Genomic DNA, 22,411 nt, shown 5'->3' with positions numbered 1-22,411 from the left:
CTATAGCATCAAACACATAGCGCTATGCGCGGATGAAACACTAAATGCTTATGCGGCGATACTGGCGATAATCAGGTTGCCAAAAGTTGCGCTCAATTTTCGCCGTTAATTGCTCATCAGATATCGCCAGTGCTAAGCCCTGCTCAAAGGCGACTTTGGCAATGGCAAATGCAATGCGTTTACTCAAGTTAGCAATTTCAGTAATGGCTGGCAGTAGCTCACCTTCACCAGTATTTGCCAATGGCGATGCTTGCGCAAGTGTTTCGCTAGCGACCATCAACATTTCGTCGGTAATACGGCTGATATTCGCGGATACCACGCCCAGACCTAGCCCAGGAAAAATATAGCTGTTGTTACATTGTGCAATCGGGAACAACTCGCCTTGATACTCAACTGGCTTAAATGGGCTGCCTGTGGCAACAATAGCTTGACCTTGAGTCCACGTAATAACCTGCTCCGGCGTTGCTTCAACCTGACGAGAAGGGTTGCTCAGTGGAAAGATTATTGGCTGCGCATTGTGGCTATGCATTGCCTTGATCACTTCTTCTGTAAACAAGCCTGCCTGACCGGAAACACCAATGAGAATATCAGGTTTTGCGCCGTGCATTACTTCCAGTAAGCTCGCGAATTCGCCGTCGATCTGCCAGTTACTGATCATCGCCTTAGATTGCACAAGCTTTTGTTGGAAGTCTCTGAGCTCTCCCATGCCTTCGGTTAATAAACCGAAACGGTCGATCATAAACACTTGGCTTCGCGCCTGCGCCGGTGCGGCACCTTCGCTGATCATTTGGCTAATAATTTGCTCGGCAATACCGCAACCTGCTGAACCTGCCCCGACAAATACGACTTTTTGATCAGATAATTTCACACCTTTGGTGCGACATGCCGCCAGTAAAGTGCCTACCGTTACGGATGCCGTACCTTGAATGTCATCATTGAAGCAGCAAATTTCATTTTTGTATTTTTCAAGCAATGGCATGGCATTAGGTTGCGCGAAGTCTTCAAATTGCAACATCACTTTTGGCCAGCGGCGTTTAACCGCTTGAATAAACATATCAACAAATTCGTTGTATTCGTCTTGGCTAATACGCGGATGCCTTGAGCCCATGTACATAGGATCGTTCAGCAGTTTTTCGTTGTTTGTGCCAACATCTAACGTAATAGGTAAGCAGTACGCAGGGCTAATACCGCCACAAGCGGTGTATAAGGCAAGCTTACCAATTGGGATCCCCATACCACCGATACCTTGGTCACCTAAGCCCAAAATACGTTCACCATCGGTGACGACAATCACTTTGACTTTATTTTTAGTGGCATTGCGCAAAATATCGTCGAGCTGGTCACGTTCTTCATAGGCAATAAACAAGCCACGGTTACTGCGGTAGATATCAGAGAAGCGCTCACAAGCATCCCCCACCGTTGGGGTATAAATGATCGGCATCATTTCTTCTAAGTGATCTTGCACTACACGGTGGTACAAGGTTTCGTTTTTATCTTGAATGTTACGCAGATAAATATGTTTATTTAAGTTGGTGTGAAAGCTACTGAACTGCTGATAACAGCGCTCCGCTTGCTCTTCAATGGTTTCGTAACTTGGTGGAATTAAGCCAGTTAAATTAAACATTGCGCGTTCTTCTTTGCTAAACGCACTGCCTTTGTTTAATAACGGGGTTTCTAAAAGCGCTGGCCCAGCGTATGGAATGTATAGTGGGCTTTTCTTACCTGTTGTCATAGTTGCCTTAATGTTAGCTATTTTGTTGGGGCGAAATTGGGCGAGAGTATAAAGGATGAACAGCGAACAAAAAAGCCGACCATTGGGTCAAGTTCAATTTTCTCGCCATGTATCAAACTAAGTACCAAGCTAAGTATCAAATTAAGTATCAAACTAAGCTTTTGCACTAGGGCGTGTTGATCTTTCGAGATTGAATTTTGTTCAATCTAAACGCTTTCTGATCGCGACGCTCGCTTTGTCGCATAGTCGTTCTATGTAAAAAGCGAGCAACAATGAGCAGGAAGCGTTTAGATGAACCCGCAGGGCAGCGCCTGTTTGAATTTTCTACTGTGTTGGCACTTATTTATGGAGAATGACTACACTGCACAAGTGCCGCCTTGTATAAAACCCAAACAGGCTGCTGCAAAAACAACCCTGAAAGATCAACACGCCCTAATCAACTTCATCAATCCACGCCTGCTGAATGGCTTCAAGAATGCGCTCACTACAACGGTTGGGATCATCATCAAACTCGTCTAGCGCAATCACCCACTGCATCAACTGCGGAAAATGAAGCTGTTTAGGATCCACTTCTGGGTGCTCGTCGAGCAGTGCTAAAGCGATATCAAGCGAGTCAACCCACTTCAATGCCATGGCTACCTCCTAAAATATTAATTTAAAAACGAAATAATCAGCGATTAACATGAGTATAAGCCATAACAAGAAATAGCGAGACTTACGGCAAAATTGGCAGTCGGTGTGCCAAAGTTTCTTTAAGTATTTGAGCATGGAACAAGGTGATGAAGATTGTGAAAATTGCATTAAATTTTTTACATTACTTGTGAACTTAGTATAAAGCGATAATTTCACAGTTAATATATAAGTTCTCATTAACTCATTACCCAATATGAAAATAACTATGCAAACTCTTTCTAAAGCACAAAAAGAGCACCTTACTGAACAGCTAAGCACTTACCTACTCGATGAGCTGAGCATTGACATCGGCGGTTTCGACGCTGAGTTTTTATGTGACTTTGTTATCGAACAATTTGCCCCACACTTTTACAATCAAGGACTGGCGGCGGCACAACTTAAAATGCAGCAACAAGTCGACTTAATTAGTGACGCTGTTGATGAGTTGATTATGCCCACGGAACGTTAGTTATAGTAAAGACCTTGAGTCCGGGTAACAATGCTGAGTACGGGTAACAGGGCTAAGCTTTTGCGACAACATCAAGCACTTGTAATCGTGATCGCCACTTGCTTCGTAAGTTGGTCATGATGGATAAACACAAGCATGACAATAACCATGACAGACTTTTTTAATTGGCCATCGCTCGGCTACCTCGGCCTCATTCCTTTTGTTTTCACGCTAATTCTTACCAGTGTAGGGATCACTTTGCCGGCTATTTCACCCGTTCAACTTTTTATCGCTTACAGTGCCTGTATTTTGAGTTTTTTGGCAGGCACGCTTTGGCTTAACGGCGAGGCCATAACTACTGGCGCGACAGCTCAAGGCAAAACACAGGAACTCGCTACGGGGAATCAAGTCACCAATAAATCAGCCAGTATATTTTCTAATGTGATAACCTTGCTTGCGTTCGCTTGCTTGCTACTCCCCACTCCTATTGCAATAGGAGGCTTGGCGATAGGCTTTTGTTTATTGCTCGTACTGGAGTTTAAGTGGCAGTTATTTACTGGTAAACCCGCTGGCTACAAGATGCTAAGGGTGGTGCTTACTGCAGTTGTCGTTTCGTGCCACGTTGCGATGTTTGGGCTTATTGGTCGTTAAGCATGGCAACACTCATTCTTTTTTACGATGGCAATTGCCCGCTTTGTCTTCGCGAAATCAATGCTTTGGCAAAGCGCGACACGCAAGGTAATATTCAATTTGAAGATCTGCATCAAAGCGACTTTGGCAACCGTTTTCCCGACATTAATCGTTTTCACGCCCTGCAAATAATCCACGCAAAACTCGGCGCCGAAGTTATCACAGGGGTTGACGTCATCTATCACGCTTGGCGTCTCGTCGGTAAAGAGCGTTGGGTTAGACCGCTAACTTGGCCCCTAATAAACCCTTTGGCAAAGCTCGGCTACCGTATTTTCGCTAAGTACCGTCATCCTATCTCAAGGTTGTACGCCAAATTGACGCAGCAAAGCGAACAGTGTAACTCGTGCACAAGAGAGACTAAAAGCGATGCCCACCTTACTGAGAGTGACAGCAAGCACAGATAGTTGGTAGGGATAGCTAGTAGAGAGGGGAAAGTGGTGAATAAAACAAGCATACACAAGAAGGCAACATTGGTGATAGGCGCCAGTAGTGCAATTGCACAGGCAACCATTGAACAGCTATTGGCAAGTGACCATCGCGTGATTGCCCTGTCAAGGCAATCACTACCACAAGTATTGCTCCCTTACTTGGCTACTGACAACTTTGAGTGGCATCAAACTGAGTATCACGAAGCAGCAATTCACCGCGTATCAGCGACATTGACTGAAAATGAAGTGTTTGAGCAAATCTTTATTTGCAATGGTGTACTGCACGGCGCTGATTTTATGCCAGAAAAGAAAGTGGAAGCGATAGCGCAGATAAGCCTTCAGCAAGTATTTGATGCCAATACTTTAACACCACTCCTTTGGCTGCAAGCACTTATCCCTGCGCTGGAAAATTACCAGCAGCCTTGTTACATCACGATCCTCAGTGCCCGGATCGGTAGCATTAGCGACAATGCACTTGGTGGCTGGTACAGTTACCGAATGTCAAAAGCAGCCCTTAACATGGCCGTAAAGACGTTAGCGATTGAGTGTAGCCGCCGCGCGAAACAATTAAAATTTATTTTGTTCCATCCCGGCACGACCGATACCCCCTTGTCGAAACCGTTTCAGCGTAACGTTCGCCCTGATAAATTGTTTACCCCGGCGTTTGTTGCATTGCAACTATTGACCGCCAAACACCAGGTTGCTTTTGATGGACAAGCGAGCTACCTCGACTGGCAGCACAAAACCATTCCTTGGTAAATGCGAAGCTCGCTCCATATAAAGCGAGAAAAGAAAAGCTAACTGAAAAACCTAGCTGAAAAACATAAAAGCGTGGAAACCTTACGCACTTGCTTACAAGCTTCCACGTAAACTATTAATTTTCTTTAAAAACTGCTGCCAAGCATCATCATTGGGCATGTCGACGGCATATTTGCCGTGAAAGAGTAAAGTCACCACCACCTGATTAAACTCAAGATAGCAAGTGTAGCCATCGAAGTCGGCCCACGCAGCAAGCCCGTGCCAATGGCGCTTGCCATCGCTAATTTCTCCTTCGCTAATTTCTCCTTCGCTTAGCACCTTGTTAAACACAGACAAACAGTATTTAACGTCTAACTCGTTATGCATGGCAACCCCGCCCCAAATTGTTTGCTATTGTGACGATTACGAATTTAGCGAGAAACTGGCTCAATCGCTAAAAATGAACCATGGTTAATATAACTGCGTAATTTCTTTATAAACCAATCGCGCCTTTGGTTTAAGCAGTATCCACGATAACGACAACAAACGAGGGATATTATATGCCGACCAGTCAAACATCGACACAGCGTCCTGCGACTAATCGAGCTAGCGCTCGTGACCACCGCCAAAAGACGTTTGCCCGCACAATTGAAAGTAATAAAATCGCGACCTTAGCCTGCTTTCATTGGCTTAGCTTGGCATTAAAAGACTTTGCCAAAGCGCCGCTGATCAGCCTGATTTACGGGGTCATATTTAGCATTGTACCCGTTGCTATTTTTTACCTAGTTGCCAACACTGAAAATCATTTAATTATATTACCTGCGACAATTGCCTTCGCCTTAATTGGGCCAGCATTTGCGACCGGCTTGTATGACGTTGCATGGGAGCTTGAGAAAGGCCACCAGCCGACCATGAAGCACAGCTTGAAGTCGATGTTCAGAAATCCCGTCGGTGAATGGGGCTTTGCCATCCTATTAATGATTTGCATGATTGCATGGACACGTCTTGCCGCGCTGATTCATGCACTTTACCCCAACACCATTAACCCAACCTTTGAAGAGCTCGCCTTCTTTTTAGGGTTTGGTACTTTAGTTGGCGCCGCCATGGCGGCGGTCGTCTTTACCATTAGCGCGTTCACGCCACAAATTATGGTAGAGCGCAGAGTTGATATTATGACCGCTGTGGTCAGCTCAGCCAAAGCCGTCAACAATAACGTATTTGCGATGTTTGCTTGGGCAATTGTTATTCTGGGCTTTGTATTGCTAGGTTTTCTCACCCAAGGTTTCGGCTTTATCATCATAATGCCGCTGCTCAGCTATGCGAGCTGGCACGCATACATTGCCGTAATAAAAACCAAGCGCGAGCGAAATTACGAATAACCGAGTAGGTTCAACCTCAATACAACTGAAAACACTACCGACTACCAATCTAGTCGGTAGTAAACCACATCAACATCACCTAGCGGGTCTTTGTGAAGATAAGTTGAAGCATAGACTAGCCCCAGTTTTTTCATCACCCCGATAGACGCTGTATTATCTGGTAGCGCAATGGCTGAAATGCTTTTGGCGATGCCCAATGCCTTTACTGCAGTCATTACTTGCTTTGCCGCTTCGCTTGCATACCCTTTGCCCCAGCTAGCACGTTTGAATCGCCAACCAATCTCTAATTCATTCCATTTGGGTTGCTCGCCAAAAAAATCCATCGGCCGAATAAGGATCCAACCCACAAATGATTCGTCAGCCAATTTATTATCGGCTAGGTGGTCATGGCTAGCGTGCTCAAAAACACCCCATATCCCCCAGCCTTGCGATGGGTTCATGTACTTTTTTAGTCGCGGAATAAAAATTTGCTCAATGTCGTCCATGGTATTGGTTTTACCGTTACTAATGAATTTCATGACTTCGGGGTCTTGATCTAATTCGTACATCAGCTTGCCATCAGCTTGAGTCAGCAGACGATACGATAAACGCTTAGAGGGTGATACTTTCACAATGACATTCCTTTTTTGTCGAAATCAGCCGAAATAAGCAACGTAATATAGGTAAAAACAATAAAGCCCGCAAACGCAGGCTTTAAACTTTGTAATTGTTAATTTAGCACTTGATACCAAGTGATTGGCTTTGCACTAGTTAGTAACAGGGAAACCGCGATCGCGCATTAACGCATCAACCACAGCATCACGGCCACGGAAAGCGCGATAAGCTTCTGCTGGGTCAACCGCGTTACGCACGCTAAACAAGTGTTCAACTAACTTTGCTGCAACCGCTGGGTCGTAGTAACCACCTGGTGCTTCTTCAAATGCTTCTGAAGCGTCAGAGGTAAGTACTTCTGCCCACATGTAACCATAGTAAGCGGCAGAGTAACCTTCACCACTGAACACATGACCAAAGTGCGGGGTGCGATGGCGCATGACGATCTGCGATGGCATATTGAGTTTACCAAGCTCTTCACGCTCAAACTTATCAGGGTCAATACCAGCTGGGTCTGTTGTGTGAAGCTTCATATCAATAATGGCAGACGCTAAATACTCAGTGGTTTTGAAGCCTTCATTAAACGTTGCCGCTTGCTTAATTTTAGCCACGAGTGCTTTCGGCATTGGCTCGCCAGTTTTGTAGTGAACCAGGTAGTTATTGATCACTTCGTCTGTGGTTAACCAACGCTCTAACAGCTGTGACTGGAACTCAGTGTAGTCACGCACACCACCGTTTAGCGTTGGGTAATCAACGTTAGACGATAAGAAGTGTAACGCGTGGCCAAACTCGTGGAAGAACGTTTCGGCATCATCCCAAGAGATTAGCACGGGTTCACCTTCGTTGCCTTTAATAAAGTTCGAGTTGTTGGACGATAACACATTGGTTTTGCCGTCAATTGTGGTGTGGCTGCGATACGTGGTTGCCCATGCGCCACTGCGCTTACCTTTACGGGCATATGGGTCTAAGTAGAATAAACCAATATGCTCGCCTGATGTTTTATCTTTTACATCCCAAACGCGAACATCTTCATGGAAAACAGGCACTGAGCCGTCGGTGATTTCGCTAAAGCTGTAGTTGAATAAACGACCCGCGACATAGAACATCGCCTCTTGTAGTTTTTCAACTTGCAGGTATTTTTTCACTTCGCTTGAATCAAGCGAGTATTTGTCCATGCGCACTTTTTCGGCGTAATAACGATAATCCCAAGGCTCAAATGTTTTCACGCCGTCATGTTTAGCGATCTTCATCATATCAGCCACTTCTTCGTCAACACGGGCGATCGCGGCAGGCCACACTTTTTCCATTAAGGCGATCGCGTTTTCTGGCTTTTTCGCCATGCGATCTTCTAAACGCCATGAGGCATAGTTATCGTAGCCAAGTAAACCAACGCGCTCGTGACGGAGCGTTAAAATCTCTTTGATAATTTCGTTGTTATCAAATTCGTCGCCATTGTCACCGCGGTTGTAATAGGTTTCCCAAACTTGCTTACGCAGCTTACGCTCAGTTGAATACGTTAAAAACGGGTCCATAGACGAGCGGGTGTTAGTAAAGGCGTACTGGCCTTCTTGACCGCGCTCTGTCGCTGCTTTCGCTGCCGCAGCAATAATGGAGTCGGTTAAACCGCCAAGCTGGCTTTTATCAAGGTATAAAACGTAGTTTTCTTCATCCGCTAAGACATTATTGGCAAACTTAGTGTGCAACTGTGCCAAGCGCTGGTTGATTTCTGCATAGCGAGCCTTACTTTCGCCCGTTAAGGTTGCGCCATTGCGAGCAAAACCGTTGTAAACCAACCACACTAAACGCTGTTGTTGCTTGGTTAAGCTTTTCACTTCTTCACTGTTATAAACCGTTGAAATGCGTTGGAATAACTTGTCATTTTGGTTGATTTTTGAGAAAAATGCTGACAACTTTGGCGCCATTTCGCTCTGAATTTCTCTAAATTCAGCTGACGAGCGGTTAGCACTCCAAATGCCGTAGTAAGTGAAAATGCGGTCAAGCACTTTACCTGCTCGCTCCATTTCAACAATCGTATTCTCAAACGTTGCCGGTGCCGGGTTGTTGGCAATGGTCTCTATTTCCGCCAAATTCATTGCCATGGCTTGCGCTAGTGCAGGCTTTAAACCACTTAGCGAGACTTTGTCGAATGCTGGCACGCCTTGGAAAGGCCCAGTCCACTCGGCCATCAATAGCTCTGTTGCCGCTTTCACTTCTGCGCTGTTTTTCACAGCGGTTATTGCCGATGCTTCCGGTGATTGCGTCACGGCTTCTGTATTTTCAGTTGAATTACATCCTAAAAGCGCGCCAGACATCACCATGGCTGCGAATATTTTATTTAGTTTCATTCTTGGAATCTCTTTTTTATTGTTGTTGGTGAAGTTGGCTTCACCTTAACGTTGACGGCAATACTATACGAGTAGCGAAGCGAAAACGCCATTGCAACCATCGTAAAAATAATGTGAACTATCGAACTTGAGCGGTATTGCTAAGGTTATTTTTGGGTGAGCATGAACACAGTATTTCTTGATTTTGGCACTTTTGGCGGTACTTTGGGCGCTACTTCCGATGGTAACTTGCGGGGAGCATCAGGCACAGGACTTAACCCAAGCACACTTAACCTAGACTTAATCGAGCAGGCCGCTAGCTCATTAAGCGTATTTGATTTTACAGATCCATCGCAATTAATAGCACGTGCTCAACACGCCGATGTGATTATCACCAACAAAGTCATATTAAACGCTAAATCGCTCGCTCAGCTAACTAAGTTAAAACTCATTTGCGTGGCAGCGACAGGCACCAACAATATTGACCTAGTCGCAGCTAAACAGCACGGTATCACCGTTTGTCATGCGAAAGATTATGCAGGCCCAGCAGTCGCGCAATACATCTTCGCGCAACTGTTACAGCTTTTTCACAATATTCCTCACCACAACGCCAATACTCGTCAAAACCACTGGAGCCAGAGCCACTGGAGCCAAAGCCGAAGTTTTTGCCTACACAGCCAGCCAATTTATGAGCTGGCAGGGAAAACCATCGGCTTGATTGGTTATGGCCATATCGCCCAAGCGGTTGAGCACATCGCCAACGCATTCAACATGCGAGTGCTGATTGCTGAGCGCCCCAATCAATCACACATTCGCGGTGGTAGATTGCCTTTTGAACAGGTCTTGGCGCAAGCCGATGTGCTCACTTTACATTGCCCATTATCAGCCTCGACAGAGCACTTGTTCAACCGTGAGCGATTTAGCTTAATGAAGCCAAATGCGATATTAATTAATACGGCCCGTGGCGGGTTGATTGATGACAACGCATTGCTAGATGCCCTGACATCAGGCCAGCTCGCCCATGCCATTATTGATGTACTCGATCAAGAACCGCCACCAAGCAACCACCCTTTGCTTTCGAGCAAACTCGCCAATTTAACCATTACCGGTCACATTGCGTGGGCGAGCCAAGAGGCACAGCAACGCATTATTGATATCGTGGCTGCCAATATGACGGCTTTTGCCAACAACGTGCCGATCAATACGGTTGTTTCCGTATAATTAAGGCAGAAAATTCATAGACTTTTTATCAGTAGAATTTTATTCTTGAAAAAATTTTTTTACCTCCTTCTTTTCAACAGGGAACACGAATGAAAAAGTATTTCACGGCACTGCTTTTTGCGAGCCTTAGCCTACTCGTTGGTTGTAATGGCAGCTCGGGAGAAAACCCAACAGCTAGTGAAAACCAAACCGTTAATTCAATCACCCTCGCCATTCAAAATGCTTCAGGCCAAAATCAACAAAGCTTTCGGGCAAATGATGAAGTGCAGCTACTAGCAACTGTGCTAGACAGCAATGGCCAAGTTATTTCAGGCCGCAGCGTAGCGTTTGAAACGACGCTAGGCACGCTGACCGTTAATTCTCGTTTAACCGACAACAACGGTCAGGCAATGGTTACAGTCACTAATGTTGAACTTGCCGCAGGCGCAGGCACAGCAACAGCGACCATTAATGAAATTAGCGCCACAGGCGATTTCGAATTTTTACAAACGGCCGCGGTACAAGGCCCAAGCCTTGCCAGCCAACTACTTGTTGATGGCCGAGTGACAAGCCAATTTAGAGCAGATCAGCAAGCCCAAATAGTCGCCCGACTAACCAGTGACACTAACCAACCTATTGTTGGCGAAATCGTTTCGTTTACTGCCGATATTGGTAGCTTAAACACCGCGACGGCGTTAACCGATAGCCAAGGCGAAGCTAGGGTTACCCTAAGTAGTGGCGACCAAATTGGCGCAGGTGTGGTGGTGGCCTCGTTGGGAGAGAGCAGCGATGTTACGCCAAGCCAATTTAACTATGAAATTATTGCCGCTGATTCCGTGATTATCGATGAAGGGATCCGTATTGGTCATATTGACAGCAATGGTACCTTCAACGAAGGCGAGATTTTACTCGGCAGCCCTAATATTAGTGCCGGTGGTACACTGGGATTAACGGTTGATTTAGTCGACAGCCAAGGGAATCGTATTAATACCCCTACGCCGGTCAGCTTTTCGTCGAACTGTGTACAAAGCAGCGACGCAACAGTTGACGCATCAGTATTTACCATCAAAGGTACCGCTAATGCGACATTTGAAGACTTGAGTTGTGCCGGGAGTGCCGGCACCGATGATGCTATTGTCGCTTCCATCACAGTCAACGGTATCACTAGCATTGCTTCTGGTACGTTAAGTATTGCAGGCGAGCAACTAGGCTCAATTGAGTTTATTTCGGCAACACCTACTTCAATTGTGTTAAAAGGTACGGGTGGTCAAGGCCAACAAGAAACCTCAACTCTGACGTTTTCGGTAAAAAGTGCACTGGGTAACCCATTGGCACAACAAACAGTCGCATTTAGCCTAGACACTGAGGTTGGCGGTATGACGCTTAGCCCAGCATCTGGCCTGACTAATAGCCAAGGCATAGTCACCGTTAAAGTCACTGCGGGTACTGTGCCAACAGCCGTGCGTGTTTCTGCCAAGTCGACCATGGAAATTGACAGCGAAACGATCGAAGTTCAAACCCAGTCTGACTTATTATCAGTGAACACAGGTTTACCAGAGCAGCGCTCGTTAACGTTATCGACCGATATTCGCAACCCGGAAGCTAACAACATCAGCGGCGTTGAAGCGCGAATTACCGCCCGCTTAGCGGATAATTTCAACAACCCTGTACCCGATGGCACAACCGTTAACTTCACTACCGAGGGTGGTACAATTCAGCCGAGCTGTACAACAACTAACGGTGCGTGTTCGGTCACTTGGACGAGTTCAGAGCCGCGAGTTCCCGACCATCGCATTACGATTTTAGCGACGGCACTTGGTCATGAAACCTTCTTTGATACAAACGGTAACAACACCTTTGACGAAAATGACGGCACTGCAATTGTTAACGCAGCCGTTGCGTCAGGCTTTGGTCGCCAAGTCGCACAAGCCTCCGGCTTTGTCGATATGAGTGAAGCATGGCGTGATGATGATGAAGACAATCGCTATGACGCCGGCGAAGTGTTTTTAGATTTTAACAATGACAACAGTTTCACCAGCCAAGATGGCCTCTTTAATGGCCCGCAATGCCAAGGCGCCCGTTGTGCGGCAGAGGATAACAGAGCCATTCATGTGCGTAAATCAATCGTGATGATCATGGCCAGTTCGGGGGCATCATTTACGCTACGCGATGGAAATGACGATGACGAAATCTTCAGATCAAACATTGTAAACATTCGACAAAATGTTCCTCGAATTAGCGATGGTTTATCTCAGCCCTTTGAATTGTTTATTGCTGATACCGCTATGCAAGCTATGCCCCGTGATACCCAAGTGACGGTAACATCAACTGCAGGAGAGCTAGTTGGCCAAACGACATTTACTTTTGACGACAGATTAACACCTGTTACATTAGAATTTTTGATCAGTAATCCTGTTGGCGGCGATCCTCAAACAGGTGTATTGGAAGTCACCATCACAGCACCGTCTGGTGCAACAACCAGTATGCAGCCACTAACCATTAATCTTGATTAAACTGCTTGTTCGACGTTGATAAAAAAACCACGCAGCTGCGTGGTTTTTCTTTATTTACTTAGTGAAAACCTAAAAATACTTGTCTTTAACTTTCCCGTATTGGAAGTAACTCCATTGCCCTGCCCGCCTGAGTGGTGCAAAGGGAAATTTCGGTAAATGGCGATTAAAAATAGGGAGGTTTTGCAGTGAGCTTGGTAATGGCTGCTCTGCGACTTTTTCTGCTAAGCGTTTTCCCGCTTGCGCGGAAAACGATAGCCCTGCACCGCAATACCCCATCGCATAGAACACTTGTTGTTTTTCGTCGTGATAAATATGGGGAATATCGTCAAGCGACATGCAAATCCAACCTGCCCATGCGTAGTCATATTTGAGCTGTTCAAGCGCAGGGAAGCTCTGCTTTAAAACCGACAACAAGCGTTTGGGATAATAATCATGTTCTGCGCCTTTGCCCGTTATCGCACCACGTCCACCAAAGAGAATGCGATTATCAGGCAGCTTGCGGTAATAGTATTTAAGCGCTCGGGTATCCATTACCACGTTATTGGTTTGCCAATTACAAGCGTGAATTTGTGCCTCAGTCAGTGGCTCGGTAACAATAATTTGTGACAGCACAGGCAAGAAGCGGTTATTGACTAGCGGGTGAAAACCTTTCGGCGTATAGCCATTACTGGCCAGTACGACTTTTTTCGCTCGCACGGCTGCCTGTGGTGTAATGAGTAACTGAGTATTACGCTCGCCCCTCTGCTGCTGACATTCAACAACAGGCGTGCCAGTATAAATTTTAGCACCAGCCTCGCGTGCTAGGCGTTGATACCCCCACGCCAACTTGAGTGGGTTCAAGCCAAAGCCATCTTGATAGCGGATAGCGCCATACGCTTGTTGGTCATCCATATATTGCGCTCGCACTTGCTGCTTTGAGAGCACTTCAACCTGATAGCCAAACTGTTGACGCTGAATGTCAGCCAATGCAATGAGTTCGTTGAGTTTGCTGGGTTTGTGTGCCACTTTGATATAGCCCGGTGCTTGGCGATCACAATCAATCCCTTCGGCTATTAGGCTATTTACCGTGTCGACACCTGCCGCCATTTCCTGATAAATGCCGCGCATGACGTCTTCGCCCCAGTCACTCGCCATTTGAGTAAAAGATTTTCGACCAGAGCTTTTTAACACAAAACCGGCATTGCGCCCGCTACAGCCCCAAGCGGTTTGATTCGCCTCTAAGACAACAGCATTAATGCCATGAACTTTAGCAAGGTGATAGGCACAAGAAAGCCCAGTGTAACCAGCTCCAATGATTGCCACGTCAACGTCCAGATCATCACTAAGCTGACCATCTGTGGCTGGCGGCTGACCAGAAACATCGGCCCAATAACTGTTGGGATAGTGGAGGTTGATACCGGGAATGGCATCGTGCAGCGGATCGTACATAGGGCTATTACCAATGATGTGACAAAAAATAATATTAATGCAGTTAAATCAAAACAGTGGCAAACTATGCCATCATTTTAATTGGCGTGACAAGCAGTAATGACGACCATTAACTATCGGGCTTTAGCCCCAACAGACTTTGACAAAGTGATCACACTTGCTAACCATGTACATGGTGATGGCTATATGGATGAACATAACATTCAAGAATGGTATCAAAAAGGCTTTAAAAACGACATAAATGCGGGTTTCGTCGCCTACGACAACGACAAGCTCGTGGGCTTTCGCCTTACCTATGCCGCAGCTCAGTGGCATATCGACAAATGGTGTAGCCCCCAAAAATGGCGAGCTAACAAGGAGCAAGTCTGCTATTTCAAGTGCAATACGGTCGACGAACATTATCGCGGTTACGGTATTGGTAGCGAGTTACTCAAGCTGTCAATTAACGCGGCTCAAGCTCAAGGGGCCATTGCTGGCGTCAGCCATTTATGGAAGCAAAGCCCAGGTAACAGTGCCGTGAAGTACTTTACCAAGTGCGGTGGTGAATTAGTGCAATCGCACCCGGATAAATGGCGAGAAGAAGCGCTCAACGGCTACGATTGCATTATTTGTGGGTTTGACTGCCACTGTGAAGCGGCAGAAATGATCATTTACTTTGATGAGTAATGATTAGTTTGTGCCTACTGAGCTTACTTTAATAAGTAAGCTCGTAAAGCGTCAAAATCAGCGCCCATATCAACTGACAGTATTGTTTCACCAGCGCAATCTGCAAGCTCTTTAGGTAAAGCGATTGGCTGACCTAGTGTACTTTCGACAACCTCTTTAAACTTCGCTGGATGTGCCGTTCCCAAGAACACACCGAACTCGTTGTCAGCACAATGTGCTAACGCTTTGTATGCCACAGCGGCATGCGGCTCACTAATGTAGCCAAGTTTATTTAGCTGAAGCATTGTCGACTGTGTTTGCTCCTCATCGACCGAAATTGAGCTAACACACTCATCAACAATACCTGATTTCAGCATGTGTTCAACGCGCGGCCAGTTGTTTGGATTACTGACATCCATCGCATTAGAAATCGTCGCAACCGTAGGCTTGGGAGACCACTCACCGCTTGCTAAATAACGCGGCACTGTGTCATTGGCATTCGTCGCGGCAACAAAGCGTTTAACTGGCAACCCCATCGCTTTAGCAAACAAACCGGCAGTTAAGTTACCAAAGTTACCGCTCGGTACTGAGAAAACGATCTCATCTAACGGGCTGTTTTGGCGTTTTAACTGCGCAACTGCTTCAAAGTAGTAACATACTTGCGCTAACAAACGACTAATGTTGATCGAGTTCGCCGAATTAAGCCCAATCGCTTGTGCCAACGCTTTGTCATCAAACGATTGCTTAACCAATGCCTGACAATCGTCAAAACTGCCATCAACGGCAATGGTTTCAATATTGCCACCAAGGGTGGTGAACATTTTTTCTTGCAATAAGCTGATCTTACCTTTCGGGTACAAGATCACTACGCGAATATTGTCTAAGCCGTGGAAGGCATGTGCTACCGCCGCACCAGTATCACCGGATGTTGCCGTTAGTATCGTAATTTTCTGACCATTGGTGAATTTTTGTAGGCATTGCGCCATAAAGCGTGCGCCAAAGTCTTTAAAGGCAAGTGTTGGACCGTGAAACAGCTCTAATACTGAACGCTGCTCACCAACTGACTGAATTTGCGCGGGGAAGTTAAACGCCTTGGTAACGATTTCGGCCAGCTCATCTTTGTCTAGGTCACCCTCAACAAAAGGCGCTAAGACATGCACACTGCGCTCGACCAATGGCATTGCCAGTAGTTCATCTATATTGTCTAACGCTGGTACGTGCTCAGGAAAGAATAAGCCCTGATTTTTACCTAAACCTTGTTTAACTGCTTGAGCAAAACTCACTTGCTCCTGATTTTCTTTTAGATTGTAAAATTTCACCTTAACTTCCTTCCATTTACAGGCAGCGAGCGCCCTGAGTATCGGCTTTGCAGACATGCACAAAACCTAATTCTGTTGATAAATAGTTTGCGGTTAACCACTCTGCCGCTTGCTCGGCAAGCGCTTTGTCGTCGGTCACGGCAAATAATGTTGGGCCTGAGCCAGAAATGCCTACCGCCAGGCAGCCGGCTTGTTGCAAATGCACTTTCGCATCGCTAAAGCCGGGTAACAAGGCTTCGCGATAAGGCTCGGCTAGCACGTCTTTAAAATGACCAAAGGCTTGTTGTTTGTCTTGTCGATAACACGCATCGACAAAGCCTGCTAGGGTTTGACCGAATGCGATTGCATCAGCCTTTGAGTATTCGTTCGGTAGCACTTCTCGGGCAGCTTTAGTGGACACTTCAATGCCAGGGTAAGCCATAACAAAGTAGCAGTCATCAAAACTCGGCAAAGTACGGGTGATGATTTGCGGATCGGCAATCATTAATTGCAAACCACCGTAATAACATGGCGCGACATTATCATAGTGCAGGCTGCCGCTAATTTGCGCTTCCATCTCGCCCATCATCGCCAACATTTGTGCAGGCGAAAAGGGCTTATCGTAAAAGGCATTTAACGCCTCAAGTGCCGCAACAACAGAGCAAGCACTCGAACCTAACCCACTACCGACAGGCATTTTTTTATCAAGCGTTAGCTGAACCGTTTGTACTGGGTTTTCTTGGGCTGCCATTGATTTGTTATATAATTGATTAAGGGATTGATTAAACAGCTGCAAACAATGCCAAACAATGTTGTCAGTGGGCTCGCTTGGCAACTTATTGGCAAATTCGCCAATTACCGCCAAGCTGTCACTAGCACTTGCTTCAACCGTAACCACGTCGCCAAGTAAACTGCCGTCAATGGGTTGTACGGCAAGACCAAGCACATCAAAACCAACGGTCACGTTACCGATTGATGCCGGTGCAAAAACGGAAACGGCCATTAGTGTTGTTGCTCCCAGGCTAAGGTGCGTAATAAATCACCGAATACACCCGCTGCGGTTACCGCAGCACCAGCACCATAGCCACGTAACACAAATGGTAATGGCTGATAGTAACGGGAGTGAATTGCCAGTGCATTTTCCCCGTCTTTAATCACGTAAAGTGGATGGTCAGCAGCCACAGCTTGGATCGCGACTTTGCACTTACCCTCGTTGATTGTGCCAATGTAACGTAACACCTTACCTTCTGCCTTCGCCTTGGCAACTTGCTCAGCGACTTCACCGTCAAGTGTCGAAAGGTTACTCATAAACTCGCTAACATCGCCGCTAGCGTCGAAATTGTTGGGCAATACAGAGTCTACTTCGATGTCTTTTAGCTCTAGTGGCATGCCAGCTTCACGCGCCATGATCAGTAATTTACGAGCAACATCCATACCGCTTAAATCATCGCGTGGGTCTGGCTCTGTAAAGCCGTTTTCTTTGGCAATCGCTGTCGCTTGAGAAAGTGACATTCCCTCTTCTAACTTACCAAAGATGTAGGATAAAGAACCCGACAAAATCCCCTCAAAGCGCACCAACTCATCGCCTGCTTTAAGTAAATTTTGTAGTGTGTCAATAACCGGTAAACCCGCGCCCACGGTCGTTTCATATAAAAAGCGGCGATTAGTGCTTTGTGCAGCCTCGCGCAGCTTTTTGTAGTATTGCCAAGAATCCGTATTGGCTTTTTTGTTTGGTGTCACAACGTGGAAGCCTTCAGCCAAGTAGTCGGCGTATTCCAGTGCTAAAGCTTCATTAGAGGTGACATCAACTAACACCGGGTTGATCAGGTGATTGTCACGCGCAAAAGCTTTTAAATTATCAACCGTAAGTGGCTCTGGCGTGCCTGCAAGTGCACCTTGCCAGTTTGCTAACTCAATGCCCTCTTCATTAAATACCATGCCTTTTGAATTCGCTAAGCCATAAACTTTTAGCTCAATTTGCTGTGCTTTTAAGCTTGCTTGCTGCTTGGCGATTTGGCCTAGTAACTCACTACCAACCACACCACAACCAACGACAAACGCATCAATGGTTAATCTGTGTGAGAAGAAGTTCTGATGGCATACTTTTAATGCGTCGGTACATTTGCGCTGTTCAATGACCACAGAAATACTGCGCTCAGAAGAGTCTTGAGCAATAGCGACAACATTAACACGCGCCTGTGCGAGTGAAGAGAATAACTTAGCAGCAACGCCGCGTTGGTGATGCATACCGTCACCCACCAGCGAAACTATCGACAAGTTACTTTGCAGTTCAATGGGCTCTAACAAGCCATTTAATAGTTCTAATTCAAACTCTTGCTTTAAGCTTTGCTCAGCGCGGAAAGTATCAGCGGTGTGAATACAAAAACTAATACAATACTCACTTGAAGACTGACTGATCATGACCATCGAAATTTGTTCTCGACTGATAGCAGCAAACACACGGCTTGCCATGCCAACCATTCCCTTCATACCTGGGCCTGAAACATTTACCATGGTCAAGTTGTCAAGGTTTGAAATCGCCTTAACTTGTTGCTTGTCGTCGGTTTCGTTAGCGATGCGCGTGCCAGGTGCCGCAGGGTTACCTGTATTTTTAATTAAACAAGGAATGTGGAACTGCGCAATTGGGCCAATGGTTTTTGGGTGCAGGACTTTGGCGCCGAAGTAAGATAACTCCATGGCTTCTTGATACGATAAATAATCGAGCAACTTGGCATCTTTAATAATGCGTGGGTCAGCATTGTAAACGCCATCGACATCAGTCCAAATCTCGCAACATTCAGCCTGCGCGCAAACCGCGAGTACCGCAGCAGAGTAGTCAGAGCCGTTACGACCCAAGGTTGTGACTTCACCTTTACTGTTAACACCGATAAAGCCCGGCATGACGCTAATGCCAGACAGTGACGGGTAAGCGGTGCTGAATTTCTCTTTACAAAGCACGAGGTCGGCAACGGCGTTAAGTGACACGTCATTGGTTACTAAAAACTCTTCGGGAGCCAATGCAGTAGCTGTTTTGCCTTGAGCGGCAAGTACAGAGGAAAGAATCGCAACACTCAATCGTTCGCCTGTTGAAATGATGCGGGCACGGACATGGTCTGGGCAAAATTCAAGTAAGTGGGCACCTTGCATTAAGCGTGATAGCTGATGTTCCCAATCAGTTAACGCTTGCTCTGCATGATGTTTGTCAAAAGAAGAAATGCTCGCACCAAGGTCAGCAATAATGGTTTCGATGGCTTGCTTAAAATGAACGAGATCCTGTTGCATTTTCGCTTCATCGCCAATGTTTTCAGCCATCGCCACAAGGTGGTTGGTAACGCCTTGTGGCGCTGAGACGACAACGGCAACGCTTGATTCTTTTTCTTTGGCAAGAATGATATCTGCAACCGCTTTGAAACGCTCTGCCGATGCCAAGGATGACCCACCAAACTTTAATACCCGCATTTTTTCTTCCTCTAAAAACAAAAAAGCCCGTGACCTTGTTAGGTCACGGGCTTTGTAAAAATCTTTTTATATTTACACGTCAGCCAATGACCACCAACCCTCGAGGGTGGTAGTGGTAATAATGGTAATGATGTGGTTTTGAATATTTTTCATGGCTTAAACATGCCACTGTCATTTTAGAATGTCAACTCTAACAAGGTGAATAAAACCATCTAATTACGAATAAACTAATAGCTTTTGTGCATAATTAAGCAAAACGCTGATTTTTGTCGTTAATATCGCTAACACTCAACGCGAGTTAAGAGCATTCTGACAAGGTTGGTGTCACGCAAATTTTATCGCGTCCAGATGATTTCGCGCGATACAAAGCGCGGTCGGCATCAGCGATTAACGCTTCATAATTGCTCTGTTCACTGTTGAAAGAAGCGATCCCAATACTCGCGGAAAAATTGACTTCCTTGCCATTGTAAACCACAGGGCGAGCCGTTAACGCTTTCCTCACCCGCTCAGCGACTTCAACTGCGCCAAACTGATTCGTTTCCGTCAGGATCACCGCAAATTCTTCACCGCCGTAGCGACCAAAAATATCCGCATCACGAAGCAATGTTTTGACCCGTTTGGCAGCCTCGATTAAGACTAAGTCGCCGCATTGATGCCCGTAGCTATCGTTGATGCGCTTGAAGTGGTCAAGGTCAAACATCAATAAACTAATATCGCTTTGATAGCGCTTAGCTCGTGTAAATTCAAAAGCAAGAGACTCTTCCCAATGTTTGCGATTGTATATGCGCGTTAAACCGTCAATGCGAGTCGCCTGCTCCAGTTCTTGCATTGTCGCCTTGAGCATTGATTGGTAATGGCAAACGTCTGTCACATCCTCGATAAGAATCGACACACCTCTGAGTTCTCCAGCCTCAACATAAGGCAAAAACGTGCAGTTTTGTGCCATAAATTCCCTGTCAGTCGTGATCGGACGTGTATGTGGCAGTTCGAATAAATGATGCCGTTGTTCCCAACCACAATAACTGGGCGTTCCTAGCTGAATCACACTATTGAGTTTGCGCTCAAACCAACGCTTGGGTAATTCGGGAAAGACATTAAAAATAGATTGCCCAATCATGTCAGCTAATGGCTTATTGACGTGTACAGCGAAAAAACGATTCCAATGCAGTAACTGAAAATCGAGATCGACCAATAATACACCTGAGTTTAATTGGTCGATAATAGGACTATCTAATGCGCTTGTCATAATTAGAAGTCAGCCAGTATACGGTCAATGACGGCTTTAATATCGTCGATTGCCGCTTCCGGAATCAGCAAAATCATCTCACAATTAAAGGAGTAATCTGTGACTTGATAATTGATATTCACGGTAAGTGCAGTATCCCAATCGAACGACAACTGCGTCAGATGCGCCGCTAAGGTGCCTTGACTATCTGCCAGTAATTTGGGCGCGCTGTAAGACAATTGATTTTCGATTTGGCCAGCAAACACATTTAAAAAGGTGGTAGTTAATATCGAGCTGATATCAATTAATTGCTCTTCCACTGATAATTCATCAGGTTCATAGCCCAGTAAATCGCCGATGCGATCTGAGTCTTGGTGCTGATAAACTAATAGCGCTTCACCACGAATTCCTTCGTAGCCAAAAAAGCCTTGGCTGACTACCGTCATCGAGTGCTCATTGGCCACCAAATCATCACTGAGCTTTTGACCATTGACTAGCTCAATATCTGGCACGGTCAGATACACAAAGGTATCAAGATACCTTGCTAGCTGATCACTCGCTTGTCCCATGGCAACATTGATCAGTTCCTGCAAACAATCTTGTTGGTCTTCGTCTAATTCGTAGGCCATTAGATAAAACCGTTGTCTTGCAATGTCACTAACAAAGTGTCAGCACTGACGGGTTTGCGCAAAAATGCTTTTGCTCCCAACTCGAGCACCTTACTTTGCATTTCGGGTTGAATATCAGCAGAGATAACGAACACGTTTAAATCGATATTTTCTGCGTTGATTGCCTCAAGCACACCGACGCCATCTAACTCTGGCATGGTAAGGTCCAAGAACATCACGTCAACGGCAGAAGCTCGCAACACATCTAGGGCTTCAAGGCCGTTTTTAGCCAACTGGACATCGACATCCCAAGTTTTAGGTAAGCTTCTCAAGACTTGTTTTCGCGCGAGGTTTGAGTCATCACAAATAAGTACCGACGAACTCATAAATAGTTACTTCCTTTTGTTATTATTATTTTTGCTGCGTTAATCTAACGCAATTTTTGAGAATTGTTAATGGACAATACTTACTATTTGTAAGATTTTTAGACAGTTTTTTTAAAGATAAGCTGAAATGGGTGCTAAATACAGTGAAAAGCATAGACATTGCACCAACGTTGATGGTGCAAAAAATAGCGCTTGGCATAAATGCCTTTAAAACGGCAGCAGTAGCTTAATGAGCAACATTGAGACAATGGCTGATAGACAATATATCAGTATCATTTTGACAACATTTGTTGTTAGCTTCATAACGAGCCCTCATATTCACAACCTCGATTTACTGCATCCTTACCTCTATTTACTGCTTATGCATTCTTTGATCCAAAATTTGGCAAATAGTTCGAAATATTTAACGTTAAATTAACATCGCCTCATTGCTATATAACCGGGCGTTTGATAAAAAAATTGCAACTATGTACCAAAATGTACAAAAAAAATACGAATTGCTTCGCAATATCAAACAATGCGGTATGCCAATTAAGCCATTCAAACTCAGTCTGCTTTGTGAAGAGCAAATTCAGAGGGATTATTCGCAGGAGTTTTAGCGGCACTTCTACCTGAGTAAATGACACACTTATCATTAGCTCGTAAGC

At 45.6% G+C, this 22,411-nt stretch carries 20 protein-coding genes; 8 read left to right on the top strand and 12 right to left on the bottom strand.

Translation table 11 applies throughout. The annotated features are described in order from the left end of the window. Positions 1 to 40: 40 nt before the first annotated feature. Positions 41 to 1,732, bottom strand: coding sequence for an NAD-dependent malic enzyme (locus DXX93_RS04125; protein WP_116006952.1), 1,692 nt, complete (start codon positions 1,730 to 1,732; stop codon positions 41 to 43). Between the two features lie 432 nt (positions 1,733 to 2,164). Next, positions 2,165 to 2,365, bottom strand: a complete 201-nt coding sequence (gene iscX, locus DXX93_RS04120) for a Fe-S cluster assembly protein IscX (RefSeq protein ID WP_116006951.1) — start codon at positions 2,363 to 2,365, stop codon at positions 2,165 to 2,167. Positions 2,366 to 2,630: 265 nt separating this feature from the next. Between iscX and DXX93_RS04115 the strand changes: the two genes are divergently transcribed. The 4 genes from DXX93_RS04115 (at position 2,631) to DXX93_RS04100 (ending at position 4,729) form a co-directional block, all read left to right on the top strand. After that, the gene (locus DXX93_RS04115; protein ID WP_116009827.1) at positions 2,631 to 2,873 is read left to right on the top strand and encodes a DUF2164 domain-containing protein; all 243 of its coding nucleotides are present in this window, start codon (positions 2,631 to 2,633) and stop codon (positions 2,871 to 2,873) included. A 147-nt stretch (positions 2,874 to 3,020) separates the two neighbouring features. Next, positions 3,021 to 3,503 (top strand): DUF3429 domain-containing protein, encoded by a 483-nt coding sequence (locus DXX93_RS04110; protein WP_181902135.1) that lies wholly within the window; start codon positions 3,021 to 3,023, stop codon positions 3,501 to 3,503. 2 nt (positions 3,504 to 3,505) lie between these two features. Next, the gene (locus tag DXX93_RS04105; RefSeq protein ID WP_116006949.1) at positions 3,506 to 3,946 is read left to right on the top strand and encodes a thiol-disulfide oxidoreductase DCC family protein; all 441 of its coding nucleotides are present in this window, start codon (positions 3,506 to 3,508) and stop codon (positions 3,944 to 3,946) included. Between the two features lie 33 nt (positions 3,947 to 3,979). Beyond that, on the top strand, positions 3,980 to 4,729 hold the full coding sequence (locus DXX93_RS04100) for an SDR family NAD(P)-dependent oxidoreductase (protein WP_258872584.1): 750 nt from the start codon (positions 3,980 to 3,982) through the stop codon (positions 4,727 to 4,729). A 93-nt stretch (positions 4,730 to 4,822) separates the two neighbouring features. Here DXX93_RS04100 and DXX93_RS04095 read toward each other — a convergent pair whose 3' ends face one another. Next, positions 4,823 to 5,095, bottom strand: coding sequence for a DUF3081 family protein (locus tag DXX93_RS04095; RefSeq protein WP_116006948.1), 273 nt, complete (start codon positions 5,093 to 5,095; stop codon positions 4,823 to 4,825). A 173-nt stretch (positions 5,096 to 5,268) separates the two neighbouring features. Here DXX93_RS04095 and DXX93_RS04090 point away from each other — a divergent pair, with 173 nt between their 5' ends. Next, a complete protein-coding gene (locus DXX93_RS04090; RefSeq protein WP_116006947.1) occupies positions 5,269 to 6,087 on the top strand; it encodes a DUF2189 domain-containing protein in 819 nt (272 codons plus the stop codon). 41 nt (positions 6,088 to 6,128) lie between these two features. Here the strand turns inward: DXX93_RS04090 and DXX93_RS04085 are convergent, their stop codons facing one another. Together DXX93_RS04085 and DXX93_RS04080 are read right to left on the bottom strand one after the other, a co-directional pair. Continuing rightward, the gene (locus DXX93_RS04085; protein WP_116006946.1) at positions 6,129 to 6,698 is read right to left on the bottom strand and encodes a GNAT family N-acetyltransferase; all 570 of its coding nucleotides are present in this window, start codon (positions 6,696 to 6,698) and stop codon (positions 6,129 to 6,131) included. A 135-nt stretch (positions 6,699 to 6,833) separates the two neighbouring features. Next, a complete protein-coding gene (locus tag DXX93_RS04080; RefSeq protein WP_116006945.1) occupies positions 6,834 to 9,023 on the bottom strand; it encodes a M3 family metallopeptidase in 2,190 nt (729 codons plus the stop codon). Positions 9,024 to 9,185: 162 nt separating this feature from the next. Between DXX93_RS04080 and DXX93_RS04075 the strand changes: the two genes are divergently transcribed. Both DXX93_RS04075 and DXX93_RS04070 read left to right on the top strand, forming a co-directional pair. Then, positions 9,186 to 10,223 (top strand): D-2-hydroxyacid dehydrogenase, encoded by a 1,038-nt coding sequence (locus DXX93_RS04075; RefSeq protein WP_116006944.1) that lies wholly within the window; start codon positions 9,186 to 9,188, stop codon positions 10,221 to 10,223. 89 nt (positions 10,224 to 10,312) lie between these two features. Further along, complete coding sequence (locus tag DXX93_RS04070; RefSeq protein WP_116006943.1) at positions 10,313 to 12,715, top strand: Ig-like domain-containing protein; 2,403 nt, start codon at positions 10,313 to 10,315, stop codon at positions 12,713 to 12,715. 69 nt (positions 12,716 to 12,784) lie between these two features. On the opposite strand, the gene DXX93_RS04065 is transcribed toward DXX93_RS04070, so the two are convergent. Beyond that, entirely contained in the window at positions 12,785 to 14,143 is a 1,359-nt protein-coding gene (locus DXX93_RS04065) for an NAD(P)/FAD-dependent oxidoreductase (RefSeq protein WP_116006942.1), read from the bottom strand. 99 nt (positions 14,144 to 14,242) lie between these two features. Here DXX93_RS04065 and DXX93_RS04060 point away from each other — a divergent pair, with 99 nt between their 5' ends. Beyond that, on the top strand, positions 14,243 to 14,809 hold the full coding sequence (locus DXX93_RS04060) for a GNAT family N-acetyltransferase (protein WP_116006941.1): 567 nt from the start codon (positions 14,243 to 14,245) through the stop codon (positions 14,807 to 14,809). A 23-nt stretch (positions 14,810 to 14,832) separates the two neighbouring features. Here the strand turns inward: DXX93_RS04060 and thrC are convergent, their stop codons facing one another. The 6 genes from thrC to DXX93_RS04030 all read right to left on the bottom strand — a co-directional run bounded on the left by thrC (position 14,833) and on the right by DXX93_RS04030 (position 21,764). Continuing rightward, positions 14,833 to 16,107, bottom strand: a complete 1,275-nt coding sequence (gene thrC / locus DXX93_RS04055; RefSeq protein WP_116006940.1) for a threonine synthase — start codon at positions 16,105 to 16,107, stop codon at positions 14,833 to 14,835. 16 nt (positions 16,108 to 16,123) lie between these two features. Next, on the bottom strand, positions 16,124 to 17,089 hold the full coding sequence (gene thrB / locus DXX93_RS04050; protein ID WP_116006939.1) for a homoserine kinase: 966 nt from the start codon (positions 17,087 to 17,089) through the stop codon (positions 16,124 to 16,126). Beyond that, positions 17,089 to 19,545 carry a bifunctional aspartate kinase/homoserine dehydrogenase I gene (gene thrA / locus DXX93_RS04045; RefSeq protein ID WP_116006938.1) on the bottom strand — a complete coding sequence of 819 codons (2,457 nt, stop codon included), beginning with the start codon at positions 19,543 to 19,545 and terminating at the stop codon, positions 17,089 to 17,091. Before thrA ends, thrB begins: the two co-directional genes overlap by 1 nt. Before the next feature lie 298 nt (positions 19,546 to 19,843). Beyond that, positions 19,844 to 20,791, bottom strand: a complete 948-nt coding sequence (locus tag DXX93_RS04040) for a sensor domain-containing diguanylate cyclase (protein ID WP_116006937.1) — start codon at positions 20,789 to 20,791, stop codon at positions 19,844 to 19,846. 2 nt (positions 20,792 to 20,793) lie between these two features. Beyond that, positions 20,794 to 21,399, bottom strand: coding sequence for a chemotaxis protein (locus DXX93_RS04035; RefSeq protein ID WP_116006936.1), 606 nt, complete (start codon positions 21,397 to 21,399; stop codon positions 20,794 to 20,796). Further along, entirely contained in the window at positions 21,399 to 21,764 is a 366-nt protein-coding gene (locus DXX93_RS04030) for a response regulator (protein ID WP_116006935.1), read from the bottom strand. The genes DXX93_RS04035 and DXX93_RS04030 overlap by 1 nt, the downstream gene beginning before the upstream one ends. Between the last annotated feature and the right edge of the window lie 647 nt (positions 21,765 to 22,411).

Origin of the sequence: Thalassotalea euphylliae (assembly GCF_003390335.1) — a bacterium.
Taxonomy (GTDB): domain Bacteria; phylum Pseudomonadota; class Gammaproteobacteria; order Enterobacterales; family Alteromonadaceae; genus Thalassotalea_F; species Thalassotalea_F euphylliae_B.
The sequence above is the reverse complement of the archived record's forward strand: the minus strand, read 5'-3'. Positions and strand labels throughout refer to the sequence as shown.